The following is a 25,847-nucleotide window of genomic DNA, read 5'->3' on the forward strand; positions in this document are numbered from 1 at the left end:
GTCGGCTGCCGAGCGCGTAGAGTCGGCGTGCCGAGTGCGGAAGGTGATGTCCCATGGCGATGATGCCCGTGACCGACTCGATGTTCCTCCTGGTCGAAACGCGCGAGCATCCGATGCACGTGGGCGGTCTGCAGCTGTTCAAGAAGCCCGACGGCGCCGGGCCGGACTACCTGCGCGACGTCCGCCGTTCGCTGCTCGAATCGGACAACATGCGCTCGGTGTTCCGCCGCCGCCCGGCCCGCCCCGTGAACACCATGGGGCACGTGGCCTGGCGCGCCGAGACCGATCTCGAGCTCGACTACCACTTCCGGCACTCGGCGCTGCCGCAGCCGGGCCGCATCCGCGAGCTGCTGGAACTGACGTCCCGCTGGCACAGCACCCTGCTCGACCGGCACCGGCCGCTCTGGGAGACGCACCTCATCGAGGGGCTGGCGGACGGCCGGTTCGCCGTCTACACGAAGGTCCACCACGCGCTGATGGACGGCGTCTCGGCGCTGCGCCAGCTGCAGGGCACGCTGTCGGACGACCCCGCGGACCTCGACTGCCCGCCCTGGTGGGGCAGCCGGCGCAAGCCCGGCGAAAAGCCCGCCAAGCGCCCCCGCTCGTTCCTGGAGACCGCGGGCAAGACCGCCAACCAGCTAGCGGGGCTGGCGCCGGCCGCGATCAAGGTGGCGCGCGAAGCGTTCGGCGAACACACGGTGACCCTGCCGGGGCAGGCGCCGCGGACGATGTTCAACGTGCCGATCGGCGGCGCGCGGCGGTTCGCGGCGCAGTCGTGGTCGCTCGACCGGGTGCGCAAGGTGGCCACCGCGGCCGGGGTGTCGCGCAACGACGTCGTGCTCGCGATGTGCTCGGGCGCGCTGCGGGACTACCTCATCGAGCAGCGCGCGCTCCCGGACGCGCCACTGGTCGCGATGGTGCCCGTGTCACTGCGTCGTCAGAACGACCCGGGCGAGGCCGCGGGCAACAACATCGGCGCGCTGCTGTGCAACCTCGCCACCGACCTGCCGGACGCGGGCAAGCGGCTCCTCACGATCCACCAGTCGATGCGCAACGGCAAGCGGCTGTTCTCGGAGCTGACGCCCTTGCAGACGCTGTTGTTATCGGCCGTTAACGTCGCACAGCTGGGCATCTCACCGATCCCGGGCATCGTGAACAACACACGGCCGCCGTTCAACCTGGTCATCTCGAACGTGCCCGGGCCGCGCAAGCAGATGTACTGGAACGGCGCGCAGCTCGACGGCATCTACCCGGCGTCGGTGCTGCTCGACGGCCAGGCCGTGAACATCACGCTGACCAGCAACGGCGACAACCTCGACTTCGGCGTCACCGGCTGCCGCCGCAGCGTGCCGCACCTGCAGCGGATCCTCACCCACTTGGACACGGCGCTGGTGGAACTGGAAGCGGCGGTCAAGTAGCCCCACTGATCGGCACCCCACTGCGCCATCGGAAGGAAACTTTCCGAACTGCTCTGGCCACCGTGCTCGTCCCGCTCCTACGGTGGCGACGACCAGTCCCGGGAGAGGAGCAGGAAATGACCGAATCCCTTGAGGTGTGGACGACCCCCGACTTCGTCGAGTACGAAACTCCCATGGAGGTGACCGCCTACGCGGCCCGCATGGCGGACTGACCGATGCCCGTCGAGCCGCTCGCGGAAAGCGCATTCATCGGGGCCCTGCGCGGTCTTTCGGACCGCTATTGGGGCACGCACCCGTTCCATCGCCGGCTGCACGCGGGCGAGCTCGACGAGCGCGGGCTGCGGATCTGGGCGGCCAACCGCTGGTACTACCAGTGTCAGCTGCCGCAGAAGGACGCGGCGATCATCAGCAACTGCCCGCTGCCGGAGATCCGGCGCCAGTGGCTCGACCGGATCGTCTACCACGACGGCCCGCACGCCGGCGCCGGCGGCATCGAGCGGTGGCTGCGGCTCTGCGAAGCGGTCGGTTTCGAGCGCGACGAAGTTCTCGACGAACGGCACGTCGCTCCCGGCGTCCGGTTCGCCGTCGACGCCTACGTGACGTTCGCGCGGACAAAACCGTGGTGGGAGGCCGTCGCTTCCGGGCTCACCGAGATGTTCGCCGGGCACCTGATGCAGCAGCGCGTCGCCGACATGCTCGCCCACTACCCGTGGATCGCGCGGGCGGACCTCGACTACTTCACCAACCGCATCGACAAGGTCTCCGGCGAGGGCAAGGACACGCTCGACATCGTGGTCCGCCACTGCGTCACGCGCGAGCAGCAGGACCGCGCGATCGCCGCGCTGTCGTTCAAGTGCGACGTCCTCTGGTCGATGCTCGACGCGATCGAGCGCGCATGATCGCCGTCGACTCCGTTCCCGAGCTGCGTCGAGGCGTGCGGCTGTCGTTCGACCACGTCCGGGAGACGCACGTCCTGCTTTTCCCCGAAGGCGTGCTCGTCCCCAACGCCACCGCGGCCGCGGTGCTCGAACTCTGCGACGGCGCACGGACCGTCACCGCCATCACCGCGGTGCTGGGAAAGCGCTTCACCGGTGTCCGGGAGCAGGACGTCCTCGACGTGCTGGCCCGGCTGGGCGAACGGCGGGTCGTCGCATGGACGTGACTCCGCCGCTCGGGCTGCTGGCCGAGTTGACCCACCGCTGCCCGCTGCACTGTCCTTATTGCTCGAACCCGGTTTCGCTGGTCTCACGAGATGCCGAACTGTCCACGGAGGACTGGATCTCCGTGCTCTCGCAAGCCCGTGAGCTGGGTGTCCTGCAGGTGCACATGTCCGGCGGCGAACCGCTGGCCCGGCCCGACTTGTCCGCATTGGTCGAGCACGCGAGCTCGCTCGGGTGCTACGTCAACCTCGTCACGTCCGGGCTCGGCTTGACGTCCGCGCGGCTCGACGACCTGGTGTCGCGCGGGCTCGCACACGTCCAGCTGTCGGCGCAGGGCGCGACGCGGGAGCGTTCGGACCTGCTGGCCGGCGCGCGGGCGTTCGACCACAAGCTCGCCGCGGCGGCGCTGGTGAAGGCGTCCGGGCTGCCGTTGTCCCTGAACGTGGTGCTGCACCGGCGCAACCACGACCAGCTGGCCGGCATCATCGAACTGGCCGAGCGGATGGGCGCGGACCGGCTGGAGCTGGCGAACACGCAGTACTACGGCTGGGCGCTGCGCAACCGGGAGGCGTTGATGCCGACTCCGGCACAGCTCGCCGCGGCCGAGCCGGTGGTGCGCGCGGCCGTGTCGCGACTGCGCGGCACGATGGAGATCATCTACGTCGTCGCCGACTACTACGAGCCGTATCCCAAGCCGTGCATGTACGGCTGGGGCGCGCGGCAGCTGACGGTGGCACCGGACGGGACCGTGCTGCCGTGCCCGGCGGCGTCGGCGATTTCGACGCTCTCGCTGTCCAACGTCCGCGACACCCCGCTCGCCGAGATCTGGTACGACTCCTCGTCGTTCAACGCCTATCGCGGCGAGGACTGGATGAGCGAGCCGTGCCGGACGTGCGACCGTCGCGGCGTCGACTTCGGCGGCTGCCGCTGCCAGGCGTTCCTGCTCACCGGCGACGCCGCAGCGACTGACCCGGTGTGCTCGCGGTCGCCGCAGCGCGAGGTCGTGGATCTCGTATTGGCCCGGCCTCCGGAGTCGGATCTGGTGATGCGCCGGTGAAGGTGATCCTGCTCGGCACCGCGGCGGGCGGCGGGTGTCCGCAGTGGAACTGCGCGTGCCGCTTGTGCACGGCCGGGCTGCCCCCGCGCACCCAGGACTGCGTCGCGATCAGCGCGGACGGCGCCGGCTGGTACCTGCTCAACTGTTCGCCGGACATCCGGGCCCAGATCCTCGCCACTCCGCCGTTGCGCGCGGGGCCGGGCCCGCGCGAGATCCCGTTGCGCGGAGTGCTGCTGACCGACGCCGAACTCGACCACACACTGGGCCTGCTGATGCTGCGCGAGACCCGCGGGCTCCCGGTGTTCGCGCCGGACGCGGTGCTGGACGCGCTGTCGCCGTTGCGCGCGATCATCGACGGCTACGGCGGCTGGACATCCTTCGTGGACCTGCCCGGACTGCGGGTCGACGTGCTGCCGGTGAGCGACAAGAAACCGAAGTACGCCCCGCCCGGCGGGGAGGGTCCGTGGGTCGTCGCCTACCGCGTCACGGATCTGCGGACCGGCGGCGTGCTGGTGTACGCGCCGTGCCTGAAGAGCTGGCCCGACGGGTTCGATTCGTTCGTGGAGGGTGCTTCGCTGGTGCTGCTGGACGGAACGTTCCACGCACCGGACGAGATGGCCGGCGTCGGCGGACCGGACCAGCTCGCGATGGGGCACCTGCCGATCACCGCGAGCCTGGCCCGGATCGCCGGGCGGCCCGGGCGCTGGGCGTTCACGCACCTCAACAACACGAACCCGGTACTGGACCCGGCGTCGGCAGAACACGCTGCCGTGCTGTCCGCCGGCGCGCTGCTCCCGGCCGACGGCACCGAGTTTTCGCTCTAGGCGATCCCCTCCGGAGCGGCACCGGCGACCTGGACGGCGTCGGCGGCGATCCGGTCGATTTCGGCCAAGTCATCGGATGTCAGCTCGACGTCCGCGGCGGCGATGCTCGCCTCGATGTGCTTCGGCTGCCGCGCGCCGACGATGGCGGCGTGCACCCCGGGCCGCGCGAGCGTCCAGGCGATGGCGAGCTGCCCGACCTGGAGACCGCGCCGCGCGGCGAACGCCTCGAGCTCGTCGACGATCTTGAGGTTGCGGCGCAGGTTGTCACCCTGGAAGGCGCTCGACTTCGAGCGCCAGTCGGTGGGTTCGAACGTCGTGTCCGGGGTGAGCGCGCCGGTGAGCAGGCCGCTGCCGAGCGGGCTGTAGACGAAGACGCCGAGGCCGTGCTCGCGGGCGTAGGGCAGCGGGTCGGTCTCGATACCGCGGCGGAACAGGTGGTAGGGCGGCTGCAGCGTCTCCGCCACGCCGAGGTCCGCCAGCTGTTCGGCGTTGTAGTTCGAGACGCCGACGTGCCGGACCTTGCCGGCGTCGACGAACTCCCGCAGCAGCCCGGCGACGTCCGCGGCCGGAGTGTCCGGGTCGGGCCAGTGCACCTGGTAGAGGTCGATGTGGTCGCGCTGGAGGTTGCGCAAGCTCTGGTCGAGGCCCTGGGTCAGCCACGCGCGCCGGGAGTCGCGCGGCCGCTCGGCGCGCGGGTTGATGCCGCCCTTGGTCGCGACGACGATGTCCGATTGCGTGCGCAGCGCGCGACCGAGCAGCACTTCGGACCGGCCGCGGCCGTACGCCTGCGCAGTGTCGAAGAAGTTCACGCCGAGGTCGCGGGCTTGGTGGATGGCCGCGATGGCGGTGTCCTCGTCGAACGCACCCCAGTCGCCGCCGAGCTGCCAGGTGCCGAAGGCGATCTTCGACACTTCCAGGCCACTGCGGCCCAAGATCGTCATACGCATGCGTCCAGCACAACACAGACATCGGACCACTGGGGTGATCTTCCCGGCCAACGAGACCCCCAAATAACTCTTTGACGGTCGTGCCAGACTGGCGCCATGCCCCACGACAACCTGCGCGTATTGGCGCACCCGCTGCGCATGCGGATCCTGTCGCTGCTGACGGGAGCGGCGATGAGCGCGGCCGAGGCGGCGCGCGAGCTGGGCGAAACGCAGGCGAACATCAGCTACCACCTGCGCCGCCTGCACGAGGCGGGCCTCCTGGACGTCGCGGAGGAGGTCACCATCCGCGGCGGCCGCGCGAAGAGGTACCGCCACGACCCGGAGTCGGGCCGCCGCTTGACGACCCGCAACCCGGCGGAGCAGCAGCTGCTGACGAAAGCGGTCGCGGGCGAGCTGCTGCGGCGAGCAGGTTCCCGCGCCCCCGGCCGCCGAGCGTCGCTGACGGACGCGGAGCTGTGGGTGGACCCCGAGATCTGGGCCCGGCTGCTGGAGCGGGCATCGGAGCTGAGCCAGGACCTCCACGCGGCGGCCCAGCCCCCGCGATCCCCGGGGACGGTCCGGGTCAGCGCGAGTGTGGCGCTGTTCGAACTCGCGGACGCGGGTTCTGAGGAAGCTCGGTGAGTGTGCTGCCGGGAGACGGGTTGCCGCGCAAGTTCGGCTTCACTGCCGCGCTGACCGTGCCAGAGGGCGAACTCGGTACCGCCGTTGCGCCGAGCCGCCGACTCCCCTCACCACGCAAGTTCCGCTCCGCCGCCACGCCGACGTCGCCAACGGGCGAACTCGGCACCGTCGTTGCCCCGACCCACCGACTCCCCTCACCACGCGAGCCCGGCCACCGATCCGCATCCCAGCGCCGCCATCGCGTCCGCTCGTTCTCCCGCACCGTCCCTCCGGAGCCGCTCCCATGACCTCCCCACTCCTCGCCCCGCTTCGCGAACCTCGCTTCCGCGCCCTCGTCACCGGGCGGACCTTCGCCGACTTCGCCAACGCCGTCGCGCCCTTCGCGCTGGCCTTCGCCGTCGTCGACCTGACCGGGTCGGCCGTGGATCTCGGGATCGTCGTCGGGGCGCGGTCGATCGCCAACGTGCTGCTCATCCTGTTCGGCGGGATGCTCGCCGACCGATTGCCGCGGTCGGTGATCCTGCAGGGCACCGAAACCGCCGCCGCGCTCACGCAGGCCGCCATCGCCGCGAGCGTCCTCTGCGGGTTCGCTTCCATCCCGTTGCTGGTCGGGCTCAGCCTGATCAACGGCGCCGTCTCGGCGATCTCGCTGCCCGCGGCCGCGTCGCTCACGCCGTTGACCGTGTCCTCGTCGCTGCTCGCCCAGGCGAACGCGCTGGCCCGGCTGCTGTCCAACGCCGGCCGCATCGCCGGCGCCGGGCTCGCCGGGATCCTCGTCGCGTTCGCCGGATCCGGGTGGGCGCTCGCCGGGAACACCGTCCTGTTCCTCGCCGCCGCGCTTTCCTACCGCCGGATCCGCCTCCCGCGCGGCGAGCGGATCCCCGGCAGCCGCCCCCTCAGCGAGCTCGCGGAAGGCTGGCGGGAGTTCCGCACCCGGTCGTGGGTGTGGCTGGTGGTACTGCAGTTCATGATCGTCAACGCGGTGAACGCGGGCGCGCTCCGGGTGATCGGCCCGCTGGTCGCCGACGACACGTTCGGCCGCACCGGCTGGGGCCTCGCGCTGGCGGTGCAAACCGCCGGAGCGCTGCTCGGCGGCTTCGTCGCCGCGCGGTGGCAGCCCCGGCGGATGCTGCTGGTGGGCGTCGCGCTGGTCGTGGTCGACGCGCTGCCGATGCTCGCGCTCGGTCAGACGCCGTACCTGCTTCCGCTGCTGCTCGCGATGTTCCTCGCGGGCGTCGCGATCGAGCAGTTCGGGGTCGCGTGGGACGTCTCGCTGCAGGAGAACGTGCCGCCAGAGAAGCTCGCCCGCGTCTACTCCTACGACATGCTCGGCTCGTTCATCGCGATGCCGCTCGGCCAGATCGCCGCCGGTCCGCTGGCCGAGCACGCCGGCCGTTCGGCGACACTCTTCGGCGGCGCGGCCCTGATCGTCGGCGCGACGGCGATCGTGCTGCTCAACCCGCAGGTGCGCGGGCTCGTCCGCCACGCGCCGGCCAGCCCGGGCGCACCAGGATGAGGTTCAGCAGGCTCGCGCTGAAGACGACGTCGTCTTCAGCATCGACGAACTCGACGTGCGTGCGCACCAGCCCCCGGTCCGGCTTCGAGCGCGAGAGCCGGGCCTCGGTGACAGTGGCCCGCAACCGCAGCACCGAACCCGGCCGCACCGGCCGCGGCCACCGCAACTCGTCGACGCCCGGACTGCCCAGACTGGACACAGTGGACAGGTAGTGGTCGGCATAGAGCCGCATCATCAGGCTCGCGGTGTGCCAGCCGCTGGCGATCAGCCCGCCGAAGGGCCCGTCCGCCGCGGCGGCGGCGTCGACGTGAAAGCTCTGCGGGTCGTAGCGGCGAGCGAAGTCGAGGATGTCGGCCTCGGTCACCTCGACGCTGCCGCAGTCGTAGGTCGTGCCCCTCACGTAGTCCTCGAAGTAGCGATCACTGGTCATGGGGCGCAGGGTGCCACAGAAATCCTTCGATCCGGAGCGAAGGATTAGGCTGCCGGCATGGTCGCCGAGCCCGACATCGCCGCAGTCGCCCAGGCGATCGGCGAACCGGCCCGAGCGGCGATGCTCCTGCAGCTGATGGACGGCGACGCGCACTCCGCCCGGGCCTTGGCAACGGTCGCCGGGGTCGCGCCCTCCACGGCGAGCACTCACCTGCGCCGCCTGTGCGACGCGGGCTTGGTGGTCGTGACCGACGCGGGCCGCCAACGCCTGCACCGCCTCGCGGGACCGGAGGTGGCCCAACTGGTGGAGGCGCTGGCGGCGCTCGCGCCACCTCGGCTGCCGGCACGGCTCCAGCCCGATCCGCCGTCGGGGCCCTTGCTGCTGGCCCGGGCGTGTTATGGGCACCTGGCCGGACAGCTGGGGATCGACCTGGCCGTGCTGCTGCGGAAAGACGGGGTGGTCGACGAGCTGGCTCCCGGCGAGACCGGCGTGGTGCGCACCCTCGACCATCCGCTGCTGGCAGCGCTCGGAATCACCGAGCTGCGCGGGACCGGGCCGGCGGTACGCGCGTGCCTCGACTGGTCGCACGGCACCGCTCACCTCGCGGGAGTCCTGGGGACCGCGTTGCTGACGGCGTTGCTCGGCGAAGGGTGGGTACGCCGCCGCCCGGGCGGACGCGCGTTGCGGGTGACGGAAGCAGGGCGGCGAAAGCTCGCCGAATGCGGCATCGGCTGACCGCGCGTGTCAGCGGCCCGCTCGGGGCTCCGGGGTCAGGTCGCGGTGGCCGTCGAGGCGCCACCAGCTCTCCAGCGTCTCCCTCAACGCCTTCAGCAGCTCGCCGCCGATTTCCAGGGGGACCAAGGCCGCCTTGCCGTCGTCTACCCGGAGCGCCGCGGTCAGGCGGTCACCCTGCTCGATCAGGCCCACCACCACCCGGGTCGGCTGTCCTGCGACGTCCACGGTCGGAATGGCGCGCTCGTACCGCCAGCCTTCAGCGTTCACCCGGCCGACAGTGGCACAGCTTTCCCCGCCCCGGCCCGGGTTTCACCCTCACGTGTGGTCAGGCCGGCGCCCAGGGCCGCACTTCCTCCAGGAGCTTCGCGACCGCCAGCACGAGGTCGTCCGAGTGCCGCGGCCCGACGATCTGCAGGCCCACCGGCAACCCCGCCGACGTGTGGCCGGCCGGCACGCTGATCGCCGGCTGCTGGGTCATGTTGAACGGGTACGTGAACGGCGTCCACTCCGGCCACTCGCTCAGCCCGCTGCCGGGCGGCACGTCGTGCCCGGCCTCGAACGCGGCGATCGGGACGGTCGGGGTGATCAGCACGTCGTAGCGCGTGTGGAACTCGCCCATGAGGATGCCCAGCGCGGCCCGCTCCGCGGTCGCGTCGAGGTAGTCGCTCGCCGACCACGTCTTGCCCAGCTCCCAGACCTTGCGCAGCCCCGGGTCGGTGCGGTCCGCGGAACCCGGCGGGAACGAGTCGAGCAGCTTCGCCGCCCCCGACGACCAGAGGATGTCGAACGCCGGCTTGGGATCGGCGAACCCCGGGTCGGTCTCCTCGATGTGCAGGCCCGCGTCACCGAGTGCGCGCACCGCCGCCGCGACGATCGCGGCGATCTCCGGGTCGACGTCGACGTACCCGAGCGTCGGCGAATACGCCGCGATCAGGCCGCGGACATCCCGGCGGACGGCCTCGCGGAACGACGCCACCGGCGGCGCGAGCGCGGCCGGGTCGCGGTGGTCGGGCAGCGACAGGACGTCCAGCAGCAGCGCGGTGTCATCCACTGACCGCGCCATCGGGCCGGCGTGCGACAGCGGGCCGAACGGGCTCGCCGGATAGAGCGGGATCCGGCCGTGCGTCGGCTTGAGCCCGACGATCCCGCAGAACGACGCCGGGATCCGCACCGAGCCGCCGCCGTCGGTACCGACGGACAGTTCGCCCATCCCCGCCGCGACGGCCGCGGCACTCCCGCCACTCGACCCGCCCGCCGTCTTCGACGGGTCGGCCGGGTTGCGCGTGATGCCCCGCAGCGGGCTGTCGGTGACGCCCTTCCACGCGATCTCGGGCGTGGTGGTCTTGCCCAGCACCACCAGGCCGGCCTCGCGCATCCGCGCGGCGACCGGGCTGTCGACGTCCCACGGCTGGTCCGGGTCGATGCTCTTCGAGCCCCGGACGGTCGGCCAGCCCTGGGTCAGGAACATGTCCTTGATCGAGGACGGCACGCCGTCGAGCCAGCCGATCGGGTTGCCGTCCCGCCAGCGGACCTCGGACGCCTTGGCCTGTTCCAGCGCCCGATCGGCGTCGACGAGGCAGTACGCGTTGCACTCGCCGTCGCGGTCCTCGATGGCCTGCAGCGCGTTCTGCGTCGCCTCGATCGGTGAGAGCTCACCGGTCGCGTAGGCGGCGACGAGCTCACTGGCGGTCAGCATCCTGTCGTTCATCCGGCTCCCTGGTTCCCCGACGGCACGTAGCCGAGCGTCTTGTCGACGACATTGCGCAGCGGCTCCCCAGCGCGCCAGCGGCGGAAGTTCTCGGTGAACACCTCGACGAGCGTGTTCCGCCAGCCGATGAAGTCCCCGGACATGTGCGGCGAGACCAGCACGTCCGGCATGGTCCAGAGCGGACTGTCGGACGGCAGCGGCTCGGTGTCGAACACGTCGAGCGCGGCGCCGGCGATGGTTTTGTCTTCCAGCGCGGCGACCAGGTCGGAGGTGACCACCAGCTCACCCCGGCCGACGTTGACGAACCGCGCCGACGGCTTCATCGCGGCGAACGCGCGCGCGTCGAACATGCCCTTGGTGTACTCGGTCAGCGGCGCGACGGCGACGACGTAGTCGGCGTGCGGCAGGAACCCGTCGAGCTGCGAAGACTCGTGCACGACACCGAAGTCCGGGTCGCCGGTGCGCTCCCGGCGGCCGGCCCCGCTCACCCGCATCCCGGCCGCGCGCAGCAGCCGCGCGATGGCCCGGCCGATCGGCCCGGTGCCGACGACCACCACCTCGCGCCCGGCGATCCGCTCGCTTTCCCGGTGCAGCCAGCGACCCTCGCGCTGCAGGTCGTGCGACCGTGCGAAGTCCTTCGCGAAGGCGAGGACGACGCCGAGCACGTACTCCGCGATGGCGTCGTCGAAGACACCCCGCGAGTTGGTCAGGACGACGTCGCTCTCCACCAGCCCGGGGAACAGCACCGGGTCGACACCCGCGCTCGCGATGTGCAGCCAGCGCAGGCGATCGGCGGCGTGCCAGGCGCCCGGCACGGCCGTGGAGAGGAAGTCGTAGACGAAGAGCGCGTCGGCTCCGGACAGGGCTTCGGACAGACCCGCCGCGTCCGTGTAACGCACGACCGCCCCGGATTCGACAGCACGCATGTCCGGTGGACGGTGCTCGCCGCAGAGCACGGCCAGGACGGGAGTTTCCCGGTTTTCCGAGGCGATCACGTTGACACGGTAAAAGTCGCTCGTATGATTGTCAACAATCCGAGGAACGACCCCCGGAGCACCGGACGTGTCATCAAGTTCAGACGTATTCCGGAGGCTGAGCCTTGGATTTCGACTTCCTGGCGTTCGAAGGCCCGCTGGCGCAACGCGGCATCGGCGTCATCGCGCCGTTCGACCTGGCGCTGGAGCGCGAGCTCTGGCGGTGGGTGCCGATGGAGGTGTCCCTGCACCTCGCCCGGACGCCGTACGAGCCGGTGCCGGTCAGCATGGAGATGGCCCGCCTCGTCAGCGACAGCCATCACCTGGCCAGTGCGACCCGCGATGTGCTGCACGTCGAGCCCGAGGTCGTCGCCTACCTCTGCACGTCGGGCAGCTTCGTCAACGGCGTCGACTACGAACGCTCGCTGACCAAGGCGATCTGCGACGCCGGCGCCCCGGACGCCGTCACCACCTCGGGCGCGCTGGCCGAAGTGCTGCACCAGCTCGACCTGCACCGCGTCTCGGTGCTGACGCCCTACGACGCCGACCTCACCCGCGCCCTGCACGACTTCCTCGGCGAGCTGAACGTCGAGACCGTCGCCAGCGACCACCTCGGGCTGGGCGGCGGCATCTGGAAGGTCAGCTACCGCACCATCGCCGAACGCATCCTCGCCGCCGACCACGGTGAAGCCGAAGCGATCTTCGTCAGCTGCACGAACCTTCCCACCTACGACCTGATCGAGCCCCTGGAAGCCGCGCTCGGCAAGCCGGTGCTCACGGCCAACCAGCTGACCATGTGGGCGTGCCTGCGCCGGATGAACCTGCCCATCGTCGGACCGGGTAAGTGGCTTCGTGACGTGTCGTGAAAGGTAGTCCTTGACCACCCCTCTAGGATTGTCGACAATTTGCGCCCCTCCGGAGGTTTCGTGACCACCATCGGCTTCATCTACCCCGACCACGCGGCCGAAGACGACTACCCGCTGGCCGAGCAGCTGCTCGGCGGCGCGGCCGCCGACGAGGGCGACATCCGCCTCGCGGTCGAGCACATCTACGGCACCGACAAGCACGCGGTCGCCGAACTGCTGGACCTCGGCAGCGAGACCCGCCTCGCCGACGGCGCCACCCTGCTCCGGAAGCACGAGCCGGACGCGGTCATCTGGGCCTGCACCAGCGGCAGCTTCGTCTACGGCTGGGACGGCGCCCGCGACCAGGCCGACCGCCTCGCCGCCGTCGCCGGGGTCCCGGCCTCCAGTACCTCCTTCGCGTTCGTGCACGCCGCGCGTGCCCTGGACGTCAAGCGGGTCGCCGTCGCCGCCAGCTACCCGGACGACATCGCCCGGCTGTTCGTGGACTTCCTCAAGGCCGGCGGCATCGAGGTGGTCGCGATGGCCAGCGCCGACATCGTCACGGCCGCCGAGGTCGGCGTGATGACGTCGGAAGCCGTCATCGAACTCGCCGTGCGCCACGACCACCCGGACGCCGACGCGGTGCTGGTGCCGGACACCGCGATGCGGACGCTCCAGGAGATCAACATCGTCGAAGCCGCGCTGAAGAAGCCCGTGCTGACCGCCAACCAGGTGACCGTCTGGGAGGGCCTGCGCCTGACCGGGCGGCACCGGCTCGTCCGCTCCCTCGGCGCGTTGTTCCGGCAGCTGCCGGACGGGAGCGCCTGACATGGCCCTGCCACCGGGCATGCTGCCCGAGATCGAACCGGTCAGCCGCGAGTCGACGGCCGCGGTGATCGCGCGTCAGCTGCGCGACGCGATCATGACCGGCGCCCTCCCGCCGGGCACCCAGCTCGGCGAGACGGAGCTGGCCTCACGCTTCCAGGTGTCACGGGGGCCACTCCGGGAGGCCATGCAGCATCTCGTGTCGGAAGGGCTCCTCCGCAGCGAACGGCACCGCGGGCTCTTCGTGATCGACCTCGAGCCCGGCGACGTCTACGACATCTATGCAGCTCGATCGGCGATCGAACGCGCCGCGATGATCCGCGCCGTGCGCGGCGGGGAACGCGACCGGATCGCCGACGTGCTCGAACGGACCGTCGCGGAGATGGCGACGGCTGCGAGCGAAGACGACCCGAGCGCGCTTTCCACCGCGGACCTCAGGTTCCACGAGGCCCTCATCAACGCCTCCGGCAGCAAGCGGCTCGTCCGGATGGCCCGGACCCTCCTCATCGAGACGCGGATGTGCCTGACCGCCCTGCAGAGCACTTATCAGCGGGTCGAGGAACGCGTCGAGGAGCACACGAAACTCATCCAGGCCCTTCGCGACGGCGACGAGGAAACGGCGCTTGCGCTGCTCGACTCCCACATGGAGGACGCCGTTCAGCGCCTCGCGCCGGGGACGAGCCTCATCGAGGGGCACGCCCCGCCGGTGCCGGGCAACGCGTGAGCGAAGGTCCGGCAGCCGCGTCCGGAAGGCCGCCGCGCGCGATCGGAAAACGGGTGCGTCCACCCGTTGCCGCGGCACGCGCATCCGAACGACCGGCTCGGGTTCCGAAGGATCCGGCAGGCGCACGTGGACGGCCCGCACGGGTACCGGGAAGCAGTTGGACGGCGGCGAGCACCCGCAGCTAAGCGCCATCACGCACCCCCAGCACCGGCTGGCCGCCACGGCCGTCGCGGTAGTCCGGCGACCACGGGAAACGCCCCCGCGAGTCCGCGTGGACCAGTTGCAGCGCACGGATTTCCGGGCCGTACAACGCTTCCGCGAACACCAGGTGCACCGACGGCTCCGCCAGCAGGACCGTTTCGATCACCGGGCCGCCCCGCAGCAGGACGCGTTCGCCCGGCGACGGTGGCGACGCGTGCAGCGAGTGCGCGGCCAGGTCGTTCAGCAGCTCGGCGGCCTCCGGCAGCGGCATGCCCGTCACGACCAGCTCGGGCAGGCCGTACCCGCTCAGGCCTATCGTGTAGGCCCACGGCGGGTACGCCCCGCTGCCCTCGACTCCTTGCACGAGCCAGCTCTGGCCGGCCACGCCGTCGCGAAGCCGTTCCAGGTAACCGGATCTGTCCGGGTTCTCACATTCGAAGCACATCGGTGGCTCCTCCCCCTCGGTGGACTTGCGACCACCGTGCCGGAGGGCACCGACAAAAACTCAGCCCAGCGCTTCGGCCACCGCCGTGCCGAGCCGTTCTGTGGTATCCGTGCCGCCGAGGTCCGGGGTGCGCACCCGGCCCTCGTCGAGCACCCGGTCCACCGCGGTACGGATCGCTTGCGCGGCAACGGTTTCACCCAGGTGTTCGACTAGCATCGCGGCCGCCAGGATCTGCGCCACGGGGTTCGCGATGCCCTGGCCGGCGATGTCCGGAGCGCTCCCGTGGACCGCCTCGAACATCGACGGATATTCACCCGATGGGTTGATGTTGCCGGACGGTGCCATGCCGAGCCCGCCGGTGATCGCGGCCGCGAGGTCGCTCAGGATGTCGCCGAAGAGGTTCGACCCCACGATGACGTCGAGCCGGTCCGGCGCCTGGACCATGCGTGCCGCCAACGCATCCACGTGCATCTGTTCACTGTGGACATCGGGGTATTCCGCCGCGATCTCGGCGAAGATCTCGTCCCAGAAGGGCATCGAGTGGATGAGCCCGTTGGACTTCGTCGCCGAGCACACGCGCGAAGACCGCGTCCGCGCCAGTTCGAAGGCGTACCGGATGATCCGCGAAACACCGACGCGAGTGAAGACCGACTCCTGCAGCACGAACTCGTCCGGCCGCCCGGCGTTGTGCCGGCCGCCGATCGCCGAGTACTCCCCTTCGGAGTTCTCGCGGACGATGACCAGCTCCAGCTCCTCGGCCTTCCGCCCGGCCAGCACGGACGTCGTGCCCGGCAGCAGCCGCACCGGGCGCAGGTTGACGTATTGCTGGAACGCGCGCCGCAGCGGGATCAGCAGGCCCCACAGCGAAACGTGGTCCGGGACGCCGGGGAAGCCGACCGCGCCGAGCAGGATCCCGTCGAACGCCGAGAGCTGCGCGACGCCGTCGTCCGGCATCATCGACCCGGCCTGCGCGTACCGCTCGCAGCTCCAGTCGAACTCCGTCCACTCCAGAGAGAAGTCGAAGAGTGCGGCAGCCCGGTCGAGGACCTTGCGGGCCTCGACCGTGACGTCCACGCCGATCCCGTCGCCGGGGATGCTCGCGATGCGGTAGGCCGTCACAGGGCCACCGCGATGTACTTGGTCTCGAGGAACTCGTCGATGCCGACCGTGCCACCCTCGCGGCCGAGCCCGGACTGCTTGATCCCGCCGAACGGCGCCGCCGGGTTCGACACGATGCCCTGGTTGAGCCCGATCATGCCCGCTTCGAGTGCTTCGGAGACGCGCAACGCCCGCTTGAGGTCGCTGGTGAAGACGTAGGAGACCAGGCCGAACTCGGTGTCGTTCGCCTTGGCGACCGCCTCTTCCTCGGTGTCGAACGACGTGATCGGGGCGACCGGCCCGAAGATCTCCTCGTGCGTCAGCCGCGCCTCCTGCGGGACGTCGGTGAGCACGGTGGCCTGGTAGAAGTGGCCCGGCCCGTCGACTCCAGACCCGCCGGTGAGCACCTTCGCGCCGCGGTCGGTGGCGTCCTTGACCAGCTCCGTCACCTTGTCGACGGCCTTGTCGTCGATCAGCGGGCCGACCACGACGTCCTTCTCGGTGCCGCGGCCCATCGGCAGCGCCTGCATCCGCTCGGTCAGCCGGCGTGAGAACTCCTCGACGACGCCGCGCTGCACGTAGAACCGGTTGGCCGCGGTGCACGCCTCGCCGATGTTGCGCATCTTCGCCTGCATCGCGCCGTCGATCGCCGCGTCCATGTCGGCGTCGTCGAAGACCAGGAACGGCGCGTTGCCGCCCAGCTCCATCGACGTCCGCAGCACCTTGTCGGCGCACTGCTCCAGGAGCTTGCGGCCGACGCCGGTGGAGCCGGTGAAGGAGAGCTTTCGAGCGCGGCCGTCGCGGATCAGCGGCTCCATCACGCCGCCGGAGTCGCTGGTCGTGAGGACGTTGAGCACGCCCTCAGGCAGCCCCGCCTCGGCGAGGATGCCGGCCAGCGCGAGCATCGAGAGCGGCGTCTGCGCGGCGGGTTTGATCACCATCGTGCAGCCGGCGGCGACCGCCGGGCCGATCTTGCGGGTGCCCATCGCCATCGGGAAGTTCCACGGCGTGATCAGGATCGTCGGCCCGACCGGCTGCTTCGTGATGAGGAACCGGCCCGCGCCGTTCGGGGCGGTCGCGAAGCCGCCGTCGATCCGGACGGCCTCCTCGGCGAACCAGCGGAAGAACTCGGCGGCGTAGGCGATCTCGCCCTTCGACTCGGCGAGCGGCTTGCCCATCTCCAGGGTCATGAGCAGGGCGAGCTCGTCCTGGCGCTTCATCAGCAGCTCGTACCCGCGGCGCAGGATCTCCCCGCGTTCCCTCGGCGCCATCTTCGCGAAGTCCGATTGCGCCGCGACCGCAGCGTCCAGCGCGGTGACGCCGTCCGCCGGGGAGGCGTCGGCGACCTGGCACAGCTCCTTGCCGGTGGCCGGGTCGACCACCGGGAACGTCTTCCCCGACTCGGCGGCGACCCACTTGCCGCCGATGAACAGTTCCTTGCCGACCGCGTCGACGACGCCGGACTCGGTGCTCGCGCTCATCCCGACTGCTCCTCACGTGTTGTCCCGAGGGCCATGCTATGGATATTGTCAACAATCGACAACCCGCTCAACCGACCAAGGAGCACGCTGCCATGGCCCAGCTATCTCCGCTGCTCAAGCAGGCAACGCCCGTCGTGGTCGACCACGGTGAAGGGGTTTACCTCTACGACGTCGACGGCAAACGCCACCTCGACTTCACCGCCGGCATCGGCGTCACGAGCACCGGGCACTGCCATCCGCACGTCGTGCGCGCGGCGCAGGAGCAGATCGGCAAGCTCGTCCACGGGCAGTACACGACGGTGATGCACCGGCCCCTGCTCGAGCTGACCAAACGCCTCGGCGACGTCCTGCCCAGCGGGCTCGACTCGCTCTTCTACGCGAACTCGGGCAGCGAAGCCGTCGAAGCGGCGTTGCGGCTCGCGCGGCAGGCGACGAAGCGCCCGAACGTCGTCGTCATGCAGGGCGGCTTCCACGGCCGGACCGTCGCCGCGGCGAGCATGACGACGTCCGGGACGCGGTTCAGCGCCGGCATCGGCCCGCTCATGTCCGGCGTGCACGTCGCGCCGTTCCCCTACGCCTACCACTACGGCTGGGACGAGCAGACCGCGACGAAGTTCGCGCTGCGGGAGCTGGACTACCTGTTCCAGACGGTCAGCGCGCCGAACGAGACCGCCGCGATCTTCGTCGAGCCCGTACTCGGCGAGGGCGGCTACGTCCCGGCGAACACGGAGTTCATGGCGGGTCTGCGTGAGCGCGCGGACCGGCACGGCATTCTGCTCGTCCTCGACGAGATCCAGACCGGCTTCGGCCGCACCGGCAAGTTCTGGGGACACGACCACTTCGACGTCTCCCCCGACATCGTGCTCATCGCGAAGGGTCTGGCCAGCGGCTTCCCGCTGTCGGGCATCGCCGCTTCGCAGGAGCTGATGGCGAAGGCGTTCCTGGGTTCGCAGGGTGGCACGTACGGCGGCAACGCCGTCTCGTGCGCCGCGGCGATCGCGACGCTCGAGGTCATCCAGCAGGAGAACCTGGTGGAGAACGCCGCCGAGCGCGGGCGTCAGCTGCTCGAAGGCGCGCGGGTGATCGCGGACAAGACGCCGGCGATCGGCGAGGTGCGCGGGCTCGGGCTGCTGGTCGGCTCGGAGTTCACCACCGCCGACGGCGAGCCCGACGCCGCCACCGCGGCGGCCGCGCAGCAGACCGCGTCGAAGAGCGGCCTGCTGCTGCTCACGTGCGGGCCGTACATGAACGTCGTCCGCATGGTGCCGCCGCTGATCGTCAACGCCGAGCAGGTCGACGACGCGCTGCGCATCTGGGGCGAGGTCGTCGCGTCCGTCACGGGGAGCTGAGCATGGCCCGCTACATCACGATCACCCTCGACAAGCGCGGGGTGTCCTGCCGGGCCCGGCTGCTCGACGACGAGGCGCCGCGGACGTGCAGGGCAGTGTGGGACGCGTTGCCGCAGAGCGGTTCGGCCTACCACGCGAAGTACGCGCGCAACGAGGTCTACACGCTCGTGCCGCCCTTCGCGGAGCCGAAGCCCGGGCGGGAGAACCCGACGATCACGCCGATCCCCGGCGACGTCGTGTACTTCGGGTTCGAAGCCTGGGAGATCGGCAACCCCGCGTACGGCTACGACGACGGCAGCGAGGCGCACAGCGACCAGGGCGCGACCGACCTCGCGATCTTCTACGGGCGCAACAACCTGCTGATCAACGGCGACGCGGGCTGGGTGCCCGGCAACGTGTTCGCCACGATCGAGGAGGGCCTCGCCGAAATGGCGGCGGCCGCGCAGGACCTCTGGCTGCGGGGGGTCGAGGGCGAGACGCTCTCGTTCGCGCGAGCCTGAATCCCTTGTCCGGCAAGGGGACGCCGGGTGCGGTGACCGCACCCGGCGTCCCTTTTGCTGCGTTCGACCACTCGAAAGGGTGATCATCTCGCGATCACCTTTCGTGGCTGGTGATCACCGGATCGAGCTACCCGGCTACCCAGGATGCCGGATCAAGGTCGGAATTACCGACAGTGAGATTCCGGTCGACTGTTACCCACAGTGGCTGACCGTCGAAGCGGGCACCCCGGCGTCAAACACGAAGGGATTACGTGTTTAGCATGGGAAGATTCCGCAGTGGCCGAGTCTTCCGGAAATGACTCTTTGACAGCTTCCCGGCGCGGTGAAAACCTGCTTTCGCTCCCCACCGGGAGCACTCCAGGGAAGTCAATGAGTTATTCATCAAGGAGTCATTCCATGCAGATGTTCGCCCAGCACGCCCACTACTGCCACGACATCCTCACCGGCGCGCTGGCGCACCTGGCGCACGTTCTCGGCTGGCTCGTCTGATCCAGGCGGAACACCGGAGCCTGGCCGCGGGAAACCGCGGCCAGGCCGTTTCACCCCAGTTCACCCAGCCGCGCGAAATCGTCGTCGGAAATCGTGATTCCGGCCGCGCCGCAGTTTTCTTCGAGATGCCGGATTGACGACGTGCCGGGAATCGGGATCACCACCGGCGACCGGCGCAGCAACCAGGCGAGGGACACCTGAGCGGGTGTCGCGCCGAGGCCGGCCGCGACCTTTCCGAGCACTCCGCCCGCCGTCGCGTGGTCACCGCGTGCGATCGGCAGCCAGGGCACGAACGCGATCCCCTCGCGCTCGCAGTAGCCGAGGACGTCGTCGGACGCGCGGTCGGTCAGGTTGTACCGGTTCTGGACGCTCGCGATCGGCGCGATGGCCCGCGCTTCGGCCAGCTGCGCGACGCTGACCTCGGACAGCCCGATCCGCGCGATCTTGCCCTCGTCCCGCAGCCGCGCGAGCGCGCCGATCTGGTCGGCGAGCGGCACCTGCGGGTCGAGCCGGTGCAGCTGCAGCAGGTCGAGCCGCTCGACGCGCAGGCGCCGCAACGAGAGCTCCGCCTGCTGCCGGAGGTATTCGGGCCGGCCGAGCGGTACCCACTCGCCCCGACTCGGACGCGCGTGGCCGCACTTCGTCGCGATGAACAGCCCGTCGTACGGGTGCAGCGCGTCAGCCAGCAGTTCCTCGTTCAACCCCAGGTCATAGGCGTCGGCGGTGTCGAAGAACGTCACGCCGAGCTCCGTCGCCCGGCGTGCGACCGCGGCGGCGCCGTCGCGGACGTGGTCCCACTCGGTGAGCCGCATCGCGCCGAAACCGAGCCGCCGCACGGAAACGCCGTCTTCGAAGGTGTACGTCGATGTCATGCCGGGAAGCTTCGCCCGGCGCGGAGTCACCCACCAGAGATTTAGCCTGAGCTAAATCCTGCTCTGTAATCGGCTGATCACCGGTTTCATCCGGATTTCATCGCCCCTCCCTAACGTCCTCGGCGCAGTGATCAACTGACGGAGGGGACTGCGAAGTGAAAAATCTGAAACGGCTTTCGCTGATCGGCGCGGCGGTGGCGGCGCTCGTCACCGGATTCGTCACCACGCCGGCCGCGCACGCCGAAGGCGCGCACTACTACATCCTGATCGGCGGCACCTGCAACGGGAACGCCGACCAGTACCAGGAAGCGTGGCTGCGCGGCGGGATCCGCAAGGTCGTGAACTACCCGGCCGGCGCGTCCGGGCTCCCGGGACCGTGCGGCGCGACGCCGATGGACCAGAGCGTCGCCATCGGCCGCGAAGAGGCGAAGCGCGTCGCCCAGGATTCGTTCAACGAGGACCCGGGCGGCGAATTCACCGTCGTCGGGTACTCGCAGGGCGCGATCGTCGCGAACTTCCTGCTGAACGACATCGCGGACGGCGTGGTCAACGTCGACAAGAGCCACTTCAACGCGAAGTTGTACGCCGACCCGATGCAGCCGGTCGGGCCGCCGGGACGCGGGATCAGCGCGGTGATCCCGGCGGGTGCGGGCGCGCCGTCGCCGTTCGGCGGGTACGTCTCGTTCGGCCCGGGCCGAACGGACTTCGGCGGCATCCCGTACATCCGCTACTGCATCCAGACCGATGGGGTGTGCCACTTCGACACCCTCGAAGCGCCGGGCGGCTACTTCGCCCAGCACTGGTGCTACGTCGAACGCCCGATCATGGACAACACCCTGGCCGACGGCGTGTACACGAACTCGTCGATCGAGCTGCCGCGCCAGGACTGCCGGCCGCCGTGGCCGATCGGCTGACACTCCGGGGCGGGCGCTCCGGCGCCCGCCCCACCTCCCTCGCGCTAACATGAAAATCCTTCATAGCGGCGTACCGGCGGTACGTACTACGCTGCGGTAACCACAGCAACGGCGCGGAGGAGAGACTGTCGATGGGCGACGTGGCAGCACGGCTGGCCGAGATCGTCGGAGACAAGAACCTGCTGACCGGCGAGGCGATCTCCGAGGACTACGCGCACGACGAAGCGTTGACCGCGGAGCCGCAGAAGCCTGCGTACGTCGCGAAGCCGGCAACCGCGGAAGAAGTCGCGGAGCTGCTGAAGGCCGCGACAGAACACAACGTGCCCGTGACCGCGCGAGGCTCCGGAAGCGGTCTCTCCGGCGCCGCGCAACCGCGGGAAGACGGCCTCCTGATCTCCTTCGAGCGGATGAACGCGGTCCTGGAAGTCGACACCGGGAACCACGTCGCCGTCGTGCAGCCCGGCGTCACACTCGCCGAGCTCGACGTCAAGACCGCCGAAGCCGGGCTCAGCTACACCGTCTACCCCGGAGAGCTGAGCGCGAGCGTCGGCGGGAACGTCGGGACGAACGCCGGCGGCATGCGCGCCGTCAAGTACGGCGTCACCCGCAACAACGTCCTCGGCCTGCAGGCCGTCCTGCCGACCGGCGAGATCCTGCGGACCGGCGGCAAGACGTCGAAGATCTCCACCGGCTACGACCTCACGCAGCTGATCATCGGCTCCGAGGGCACCCTCGCGCTGGCCACGGAGATCACCGTCAAGCTGCACCCGCGGCTCACCCACGGCGCCACCGTGCTCGCCCCGTTCGGCGACTTCGACCAGGTGATGGCCGCCGTGCCGGCGATCGTCTCCAGCGGGCTCGCGCCGCACATCCTCGAGTACATCGACAACATGACGATGGCCGCCATCGTCTACAACGAGAAGCTCGAGCTCGGCGTCCCGGACAAGATCCGCGAGACCAGCGAGGCCTACCTCGTGGTGGCGCTGGAAAACCGGGACAACGGACGCCTGCACGAGGATGTCGAGACCGTCGGCGAACTGCTCGGCGAACTCGGCGCCACCGACGTCTACGTCCTCGAAGGACCCGCCGCGCGCAAGCTGATCGAAGCCCGCGAGAAAGCCTTTTGGACCGCGAAGGCGGCCGGCGCCGACGACGTGATCGACGTCGTCGTGCCGCGCACCGCGATGCCGCAGTTCATCACCAAGGCTCGCGAGCTGGCCATGGCCGCCGGTGGCGGCGCGATCGGCTGCGGGCACGCCGGCGACGGCAACGTCCACCTCGCGATCTTCTGCAAGGACGTGGACAAGCGAAAGCAGCTGCTCACCGACATCTTCGCCTTCGCGATGGAACTCGGCGGCGCGATCTCCGGCGAGCACGGCATCGGCCGCACCAAGGCGTACTACCACCAGGTACTCGAAGACCCGGCGAAGATCGAGCTGATGCGCCGGATCAAGCAGAGCTTCGACCCCGCCGGGATCCTCAACCCCGGCGTTCTCTTCCCCGAAGGAACCGAATGAGCGAGATGAACGGCGCCCAGTCCCTGATCCGCACGCTGGTCGACGCCGGTGTCGAGGTGTGCTTCGCGAACCCCGGCACGTCGGAGATGCACTTCGTCGCCGCGCTCGACACCGTGCCTGAGATGCGGGGCGTGCTCGCGCTGTTCGAGGGCGTCGTCACCGGTGCCGCCGACGGGTACGCGCGCATCGCGGACAAGCCCGCCGCGACGCTGCTGCACCTCGGCCCCGGCCTGGGCAACGGCCTGGCGAACCTGCACAACGCTCGGCGCGCACACACGCCGATCGTCAACGTCGTGGGTGACCACGCGACCTACCACAAGCAGTACGACGCGCCGCTGGAGTCGGACATCGAGGCCGTCGCCGGCTCGCTGGAAGGCTGGGTGCGCCGTTCGGAGCACACCAAGGACGTCGGGGCGGACGCCGCCGCCGCGGTCGCCGCGGCACAGGACGCGCCCGGCCGCATCGCGACGCTGATCCTGCCCGCCGACGCTTCGTGGGGCGAAGGCGGCGAGACCTGCGCGCCGGTCCCGCCGCGCGTTCCGCAGGCCGTCGACGCGACCACCGTCAAGGACGTCGCCGCGGTGTTCGGCGCCGGCGAGCCGGTGGCGCTGCTCATCGGCGGGGCCGCGTGCCGTGAGGAAGGCCTGCGCGCGGCGAGCCGGATCGGCGCCGCGACCGGCGCGAAGGTTTTCGTCGAGACGTTCCCGTCCCGTCTCGAGCGCGGCGCGGGCCTGCCGACGATCGAGCGGCTGGGGTACCTCGCCGAGCAGGTGACCTACCAGCTCGACGGGATCAAGCACGTCGTCGTCGCGGGTACGAAGGCGCCGGTGTCGTTCTTCGCCTACCCGGGCAAGCCGAGCGACCTGGTGCCCGAAGGCGCCCAGGTGCACACGCTTGCGGCGGTCGGCCAGGACGTCACGCGCGCGCTGAACGAGGTCGCGGACCTCGTTGCCGCGGACACCGAGCCGGTGCTGCAGCAGCCGTCCCGGCCCGCGCTCCCGAGCGGGCCGCTGACCCCGCAGAACTGGGTCGACGTCATCGGCGCGCTGCTGCCGGAGAACGCGATCATCGCCGATGAAGCCAACACGTCCGGCCTGCTGCTCCCGACGGCGACGGCCGGCGCGCCGCGACACGACGTGCTGACACTCACCGGCGGTGCGATCGGCTACGGCATGCCGGTGGCCACCGGCGCGGCAGTGGCGGGACGGGACCGTCCCGTCCTGAACCTGCAATCGGACGGCAGCGCGCTCTACACGATCTCGGCGCTGTGGACGCAGGCACGGGAGAACCTGAACGTCACGACGGTGCTGCTCAACAACCGCGCTTACGCGATCCTGCGGCTGGAGCTGCAGCGTGTCGGCGCGCAGGGCGGGCCGAAGGCGAACGAGCTGCTCGACCTGTCGCGGCCGGACATGGACTTCGTGAAGATCGCGGAGGGCATGGGCGTGCCGGCGACGCGCGCGACGACCGCCGAAGAGCTCGCCGAGCAGCTGCAGCGCGCCTTCGCGGAACCGGGTCCGCACCTCATCGACGCGGTGGTGCCGCCGCTGCTCTGACCCGGCTATCCTCGCCGTCACACCTGAGCCCCGGGAGCGGCGGATGAGCGAAGACGAACACGCGAGGCGGGGCATCGACCTCGAAAGACCGAACGCGGCGCGCGTGTACGACTACATGATCGGCGGCAAGCTCAACTACGCCGTCGACCGGATGTTCGCCGACCGGATCCTGGGCGTGCTGCCGAACGCGCGGCACATGGCGGTGGTCAACCGCGCGTGGCTGCGCCGCGCGGCGCGGTTCGCGGCGGAGCAGGGTGTCCGGCAGTTCCTGGACATCGGCTCGGGGATGCCGACGGTCGGGCACGTGCACGAGGTCGTCCAGGCGATCGACCCCACGTCGCAGGTCGTCTACGTCGACAACGAGCCGATCGCGGTCGCGCACAGCGAGATCGTGCTGGAGGGCAACGACAACGCGGCGATGGTCCAGGCCGACGCCGAGTACCCGGACGAGGTGCTGGAGCACCCGACCGTCGAGGCGATGCTGGACTTCAGCGAGCCGGTGATGGTGATCATGGCCGCGTTCGTGCACTTCATCCCGGACGAGCGTGACCCGGCCGGGCTGATCGCCACCTACCGCGACGTCCTCGCGCCGGGCAGCTACCTCGCGCTGTCGTCGGGCACGTGGGAGGGGCAGGGCGAGGAGTCGCAGCGCTCGGTTTCGCTGTACGAGAAGAGCGGCACGCCCCTGACGCTGCGATCGCCCGACGAGCTGCGGGCGCTGGTGAAGGGCTTCGAGATCCTGCCGCCGGGCGTGGTCTTCACCCCCGAGTGGCGCCCGGACGGTCCGCTCGAGGATCCGCCGGAGCAGTCGGGCGGGCTGGCGCTCGTGGCGCGGCGATGACCGACGAGCACGCCAAGCGCGGGATCGACTTCGACCAGCCGAACGCGGCCCGCGTGTACGACTACCTGATCGGCGGCAAGCTCAACTACGCCATCGACCGGATGTTCGCCGAGAAGATCCTGGCGGTGCGGCCGGAGTCCAAGGAGCTGGCCCTGATGAACCGGCGCTGGCTGCGCCGGGCCGTCCGCTTCGGCGCCGAGCAGGGCATCCGCCAGTTCCTGGACATCGGCTCGGGCATGCCGACCGTCGGGCACGTGCACGAGGTCGTCCAGGCGATCAACCCCGCGTCGCGCGTGGTGTACGTCGACAACGAGCCGGTCGCGGTCGCGCACAGCGAGATCGTGCTGAAGGACAACGAGAACGCCGAGATGGTGCAGGCCGACGCCGAATTCCCGGCGGACGTCCTCGAGCACGAGACCACCGAGATGCTGCTGGACTTCGACCAGCCGGTCATGCTGATCATGGCCGCGTTCGTGCACTTCATCCCGGACGAGCGCGACCCGGCCGGCCTGATCGCCACCTACCGCGACGCGCTCGCGCCGGGCAGCTACTTCGCGCTGTCGTCGGGCACGTTCGAGGGCCAGGGCGAGGAGGTCCGCCGCGCGGCGGAGATGTACCAGAAGAGCGGCACGAACGTCGTGGCGCGCTCGCGGGACGAACTGCGCGCGCTGCTGGACGGCTTCGAGATCCTGCCGCCGGGGATCGTGTTCACGCCGGAGTGGCGGCCGGACGACCCCGGCGAGGTCGGTGAGCACCCGGAGCTGGCGAGCCAGCTCGCGCTGGTGGCGCGCAAGAACTAG

Annotated in this window: 28 protein-coding genes; 19 read left to right on the forward strand and 9 right to left on the reverse strand. The window is 70.4% G+C overall.

Annotated elements, in window-relative coordinates; genetic code table 11:
* Nucleotides 1-53 precede the first annotated feature (53 nt).
* The 6 genes from QQ657_RS22965 (at nt 54) to pqqB (ending at nt 4,459) form a co-directional block, all read left to right on the forward strand.
* Nucleotides 54-1,418, forward strand: coding sequence for a WS/DGAT/MGAT family O-acyltransferase (locus tag QQ657_RS22965; RefSeq protein WP_284744274.1), 1,365 nt, complete (start codon nt 54-56; stop codon nt 1,416-1,418).
* 116 nt (nt 1,419-1,534) lie between these two features.
* Nucleotides 1,535-1,630, forward strand: coding sequence for a pyrroloquinoline quinone precursor peptide PqqA (gene pqqA / locus QQ657_RS22970; RefSeq protein WP_284744275.1), 96 nt, complete (start codon nt 1,535-1,537; stop codon nt 1,628-1,630).
* A gap of 3 nt (nt 1,631-1,633) precedes the next feature.
* A complete protein-coding gene (gene pqqC / locus QQ657_RS22975) occupies nt 1,634-2,317 on the forward strand; it encodes a pyrroloquinoline-quinone synthase PqqC (RefSeq protein WP_284744276.1) in 684 nt (227 codons plus the stop codon).
* Nucleotides 2,314-2,580: a pyrroloquinoline quinone biosynthesis peptide chaperone PqqD gene (gene pqqD, locus QQ657_RS22980; RefSeq protein ID WP_284744277.1), complete on the forward strand. Its 267-nt coding sequence runs from the start codon at nt 2,314-2,316 to the stop codon at nt 2,578-2,580. Before pqqC ends, pqqD begins: the two co-directional genes overlap by 4 nt.
* Nucleotides 2,571-3,635: a pyrroloquinoline quinone biosynthesis protein PqqE gene (pqqE, locus tag QQ657_RS22985; protein WP_284744278.1), complete on the forward strand. Its 1,065-nt coding sequence runs from the start codon at nt 2,571-2,573 to the stop codon at nt 3,633-3,635. The genes pqqD and pqqE overlap by 10 nt, the downstream gene beginning before the upstream one ends.
* A complete protein-coding gene (pqqB, locus tag QQ657_RS22990) occupies nt 3,632-4,459 on the forward strand; it encodes a pyrroloquinoline quinone biosynthesis protein PqqB (RefSeq protein WP_284744279.1) in 828 nt (275 codons plus the stop codon). Before pqqE ends, pqqB begins: the two co-directional genes overlap by 4 nt.
* Here pqqB and QQ657_RS22995 read toward each other — a convergent pair.
* Nucleotides 4,456-5,400 carry an aldo/keto reductase gene (locus QQ657_RS22995; protein WP_284744395.1) on the reverse strand — a complete coding sequence of 315 codons (945 nt, stop codon included), beginning with the start codon at nt 5,398-5,400 and terminating at the stop codon, nt 4,456-4,458. The genes pqqB and QQ657_RS22995 overlap by 4 nt on opposite strands.
* 102 nt (nt 5,401-5,502) lie before the next feature.
* On the opposite strand from QQ657_RS22995, the gene QQ657_RS23000 reads away from it, so the two are divergent.
* Together QQ657_RS23000 and QQ657_RS23005 are read left to right on the forward strand one after the other, a co-directional pair.
* Nucleotides 5,503-6,027: a winged helix-turn-helix domain-containing protein gene (locus tag QQ657_RS23000; protein WP_284744280.1), complete on the forward strand. Its 525-nt coding sequence runs from the start codon at nt 5,503-5,505 to the stop codon at nt 6,025-6,027.
* Nucleotides 6,028-6,310: 283 nt separating this feature from the next.
* Nucleotides 6,311-7,543 (forward strand): MFS transporter, encoded by a 1,233-nt coding sequence (locus tag QQ657_RS23005; protein ID WP_284744281.1) that lies wholly within the window; start codon nt 6,311-6,313, stop codon nt 7,541-7,543.
* On the opposite strand, the gene QQ657_RS23010 is transcribed toward QQ657_RS23005, so the two are convergent.
* Nucleotides 7,482-7,973: a MaoC family dehydratase gene (locus tag QQ657_RS23010; protein ID WP_284744282.1), complete on the reverse strand. Its 492-nt coding sequence runs from the start codon at nt 7,971-7,973 to the stop codon at nt 7,482-7,484. The genes QQ657_RS23005 and QQ657_RS23010 overlap by 62 nt on opposite strands.
* Nucleotides 7,974-8,030: 57 nt before the next feature.
* On the opposite strand from QQ657_RS23010, the gene QQ657_RS23015 reads away from it, so the two are divergent.
* The gene (locus QQ657_RS23015) at nt 8,031-8,708 is read left to right on the forward strand and encodes an ArsR/SmtB family transcription factor (protein WP_284744283.1); all 678 of its coding nucleotides are present in this window, start codon (nt 8,031-8,033) and stop codon (nt 8,706-8,708) included.
* Nucleotides 8,709-8,717: 9 nt separating this feature from the next.
* Here QQ657_RS23015 and QQ657_RS23020 read toward each other — a convergent pair whose 3' ends face one another.
* The 3 genes from QQ657_RS23020 to QQ657_RS23030 are packed head-to-tail and all read right to left on the reverse strand — an operon-like array spanning nt 8,718 to nt 11,411.
* Complete coding sequence (locus tag QQ657_RS23020; protein WP_284744284.1) at nt 8,718-8,975, reverse strand: hypothetical protein; 258 nt, start codon at nt 8,973-8,975, stop codon at nt 8,718-8,720.
* Nucleotides 8,976-9,033: 58 nt separating this feature from the next.
* A complete protein-coding gene (locus QQ657_RS23025; protein WP_284744285.1) occupies nt 9,034-10,416 on the reverse strand; it encodes an amidase in 1,383 nt (460 codons plus the stop codon).
* Entirely contained in the window at nt 10,413-11,411 is a 999-nt protein-coding gene (locus QQ657_RS23030; protein WP_284744286.1) for a D-2-hydroxyacid dehydrogenase, read from the reverse strand. Before QQ657_RS23030 ends, QQ657_RS23025 begins: the two co-directional genes overlap by 4 nt.
* Before the next feature lie 104 nt (nt 11,412-11,515).
* Here QQ657_RS23030 and QQ657_RS23035 point away from each other — a divergent pair, with 104 nt between their 5' ends.
* Genes QQ657_RS23035 through QQ657_RS23045 form a run of 3 tightly spaced genes read left to right on the forward strand, consistent with a single transcriptional unit; the run spans nt 11,516 to nt 13,784 of the window.
* The gene (locus QQ657_RS23035) at nt 11,516-12,256 is read left to right on the forward strand and encodes a maleate cis-trans isomerase family protein (RefSeq protein WP_284744287.1); all 741 of its coding nucleotides are present in this window, start codon (nt 11,516-11,518) and stop codon (nt 12,254-12,256) included.
* Between the two features lie 60 nt (nt 12,257-12,316).
* Nucleotides 12,317-13,063, forward strand: a complete 747-nt coding sequence (locus tag QQ657_RS23040) for a maleate cis-trans isomerase family protein (RefSeq protein ID WP_284744288.1) — start codon at nt 12,317-12,319, stop codon at nt 13,061-13,063.
* Nucleotide 13,064: 1 nt separating this feature from the next.
* On the forward strand, nt 13,065-13,784 hold the full coding sequence (locus QQ657_RS23045) for a GntR family transcriptional regulator (protein WP_284744289.1): 720 nt from the start codon (nt 13,065-13,067) through the stop codon (nt 13,782-13,784).
* Between the two features lie 181 nt (nt 13,785-13,965).
* On the opposite strand, the gene QQ657_RS23050 is transcribed toward QQ657_RS23045, so the two are convergent.
* Genes QQ657_RS23050 through QQ657_RS23060 form a run of 3 tightly spaced genes read right to left on the reverse strand, consistent with a single transcriptional unit; the run spans nt 13,966 to nt 17,009 of the window.
* Complete coding sequence (locus QQ657_RS23050) at nt 13,966-14,430, reverse strand: DUF4262 domain-containing protein (RefSeq protein ID WP_284744290.1); 465 nt, start codon at nt 14,428-14,430, stop codon at nt 13,966-13,968.
* 60 nt (nt 14,431-14,490) lie between these two features.
* Complete coding sequence (locus QQ657_RS23055) at nt 14,491-15,549, reverse strand: tartrate dehydrogenase (RefSeq protein ID WP_284744291.1); 1,059 nt, start codon at nt 15,547-15,549, stop codon at nt 14,491-14,493.
* Nucleotides 15,546-17,009, reverse strand: coding sequence for an NAD-dependent succinate-semialdehyde dehydrogenase (locus tag QQ657_RS23060; RefSeq protein WP_284744292.1), 1,464 nt, complete (start codon nt 17,007-17,009; stop codon nt 15,546-15,548). Before QQ657_RS23060 ends, QQ657_RS23055 begins: the two co-directional genes overlap by 4 nt.
* 92 nt (nt 17,010-17,101) lie before the next feature.
* Between QQ657_RS23060 and QQ657_RS23065 the strand changes: the two genes are divergently transcribed.
* The gene (locus QQ657_RS23065) at nt 17,102-18,358 is read left to right on the forward strand and encodes an aspartate aminotransferase family protein (RefSeq protein ID WP_284744293.1); all 1,257 of its coding nucleotides are present in this window, start codon (nt 17,102-17,104) and stop codon (nt 18,356-18,358) included.
* Between the two features lie 2 nt (nt 18,359-18,360).
* Nucleotides 18,361-18,858, forward strand: coding sequence for a DUF3830 family protein (locus tag QQ657_RS23070; RefSeq protein ID WP_284744294.1), 498 nt, complete (start codon nt 18,361-18,363; stop codon nt 18,856-18,858).
* 539 nt (nt 18,859-19,397) lie between these two features.
* Here QQ657_RS23070 and QQ657_RS23075 read toward each other — a convergent pair.
* Entirely contained in the window at nt 19,398-20,219 is an 822-nt protein-coding gene (locus QQ657_RS23075) for an aldo/keto reductase (RefSeq protein WP_284744295.1), read from the reverse strand.
* A gap of 155 nt (nt 20,220-20,374) precedes the next feature.
* On the opposite strand from QQ657_RS23075, the gene QQ657_RS23080 reads away from it, so the two are divergent.
* The 5 genes from QQ657_RS23080 (at nt 20,375) to QQ657_RS23100 (ending at nt 25,847) form a co-directional block, all read left to right on the forward strand.
* Entirely contained in the window at nt 20,375-21,133 is a 759-nt protein-coding gene (locus tag QQ657_RS23080; RefSeq protein WP_284744296.1) for a PE-PPE domain-containing protein, read from the forward strand.
* Nucleotides 21,134-21,264: 131 nt separating this feature from the next.
* Nucleotides 21,265-22,650, forward strand: a complete 1,386-nt coding sequence (locus tag QQ657_RS23085) for an FAD-binding oxidoreductase (protein ID WP_284744297.1) — start codon at nt 21,265-21,267, stop codon at nt 22,648-22,650.
* Nucleotides 22,651-22,655: 5 nt separating this feature from the next.
* The gene (locus tag QQ657_RS23090) at nt 22,656-24,206 is read left to right on the forward strand and encodes an acetolactate synthase large subunit (protein ID WP_284744396.1); all 1,551 of its coding nucleotides are present in this window, start codon (nt 22,656-22,658) and stop codon (nt 24,204-24,206) included.
* Between the two features lie 43 nt (nt 24,207-24,249).
* Nucleotides 24,250-25,047 (forward strand): SAM-dependent methyltransferase, encoded by a 798-nt coding sequence (locus QQ657_RS23095; RefSeq protein ID WP_284744298.1) that lies wholly within the window; start codon nt 24,250-24,252, stop codon nt 25,045-25,047.
* Nucleotides 25,044-25,847 carry an SAM-dependent methyltransferase gene (locus QQ657_RS23100; protein ID WP_284744299.1) on the forward strand — a complete coding sequence of 268 codons (804 nt, stop codon included), beginning with the start codon at nt 25,044-25,046 and terminating at the stop codon, nt 25,845-25,847. Before QQ657_RS23095 ends, QQ657_RS23100 begins: the two co-directional genes overlap by 4 nt.

It is taken from the genome of Amycolatopsis ponsaeliensis, assembly GCF_030182635.1.
In the GTDB taxonomy this organism is placed as follows: domain Bacteria; phylum Actinomycetota; class Actinomycetes; order Mycobacteriales; family Pseudonocardiaceae; genus Amycolatopsis; species Amycolatopsis ponsaeliensis.

Coding starts and splice junctions, on each gene's coding strand:
- QQ657_RS23060 (WP_284744292.1), bottom strand. CDS start 17,009: ATGAGCGCGAGCACCGAGTCCGGCGTCGTCGACGCGGTCGGCAAGGAA.
- QQ657_RS23100 (WP_284744299.1), top strand. CDS start 25,044: ATGACCGACGAGCACGCCAAGCGCGGGATCGACTTCGACCAGCCGAAC.
- QQ657_RS23050 (WP_284744290.1), bottom strand. CDS start 14,430: ATGTGCTTCGAATGTGAGAACCCGGACAGATCCGGTTACCTGGAACGG.
- QQ657_RS23065 (WP_284744293.1), top strand. CDS start 17,102: ATGGCCCAGCTATCTCCGCTGCTCAAGCAGGCAACGCCCGTCGTGGTC.
- QQ657_RS23070 (WP_284744294.1), top strand. CDS start 18,361: ATGGCCCGCTACATCACGATCACCCTCGACAAGCGCGGGGTGTCCTGC.
- QQ657_RS23085 (WP_284744297.1), top strand. CDS start 21,265: ATGGGCGACGTGGCAGCACGGCTGGCCGAGATCGTCGGAGACAAGAAC.
- QQ657_RS23095 (WP_284744298.1), top strand. CDS start 24,250: ATGAGCGAAGACGAACACGCGAGGCGGGGCATCGACCTCGAAAGACCG.
- QQ657_RS23090 (WP_284744396.1), top strand. CDS start 22,656: ATGAACGGCGCCCAGTCCCTGATCCGCACGCTGGTCGACGCCGGTGTC.
- QQ657_RS22995 (WP_284744395.1), bottom strand. CDS start 5,400: ATGACGATCTTGGGCCGCAGTGGCCTGGAAGTGTCGAAGATCGCCTTC.
- QQ657_RS23025 (WP_284744285.1), bottom strand. CDS start 10,416: ATGAACGACAGGATGCTGACCGCCAGTGAGCTCGTCGCCGCCTACGCG.
- pqqC (WP_284744276.1), top strand. CDS start 1,634: ATGCCCGTCGAGCCGCTCGCGGAAAGCGCATTCATCGGGGCCCTGCGC.
- pqqE (WP_284744278.1), top strand. CDS start 2,571: ATGGACGTGACTCCGCCGCTCGGGCTGCTGGCCGAGTTGACCCACCGC.
- QQ657_RS22965 (WP_284744274.1), top strand. CDS start 54: ATGGCGATGATGCCCGTGACCGACTCGATGTTCCTCCTGGTCGAAACG.
- QQ657_RS23045 (WP_284744289.1), top strand. CDS start 13,065: ATGGCCCTGCCACCGGGCATGCTGCCCGAGATCGAACCGGTCAGCCGC.
- QQ657_RS23000 (WP_284744280.1), top strand. CDS start 5,503: ATGCCCCACGACAACCTGCGCGTATTGGCGCACCCGCTGCGCATGCGG.
- QQ657_RS23010 (WP_284744282.1), bottom strand. CDS start 7,973: ATGACCAGTGATCGCTACTTCGAGGACTACGTGAGGGGCACGACCTAC.
- QQ657_RS23015 (WP_284744283.1), top strand. CDS start 8,031: ATGGTCGCCGAGCCCGACATCGCCGCAGTCGCCCAGGCGATCGGCGAA.
- pqqA (WP_284744275.1), top strand. CDS start 1,535: ATGACCGAATCCCTTGAGGTGTGGACGACCCCCGACTTCGTCGAGTAC.
- pqqD (WP_284744277.1), top strand. CDS start 2,314: ATGATCGCCGTCGACTCCGTTCCCGAGCTGCGTCGAGGCGTGCGGCTG.
- QQ657_RS23075 (WP_284744295.1), bottom strand. CDS start 20,219: ATGACATCGACGTACACCTTCGAAGACGGCGTTTCCGTGCGGCGGCTC.
- QQ657_RS23005 (WP_284744281.1), top strand. CDS start 6,311: ATGACCTCCCCACTCCTCGCCCCGCTTCGCGAACCTCGCTTCCGCGCC.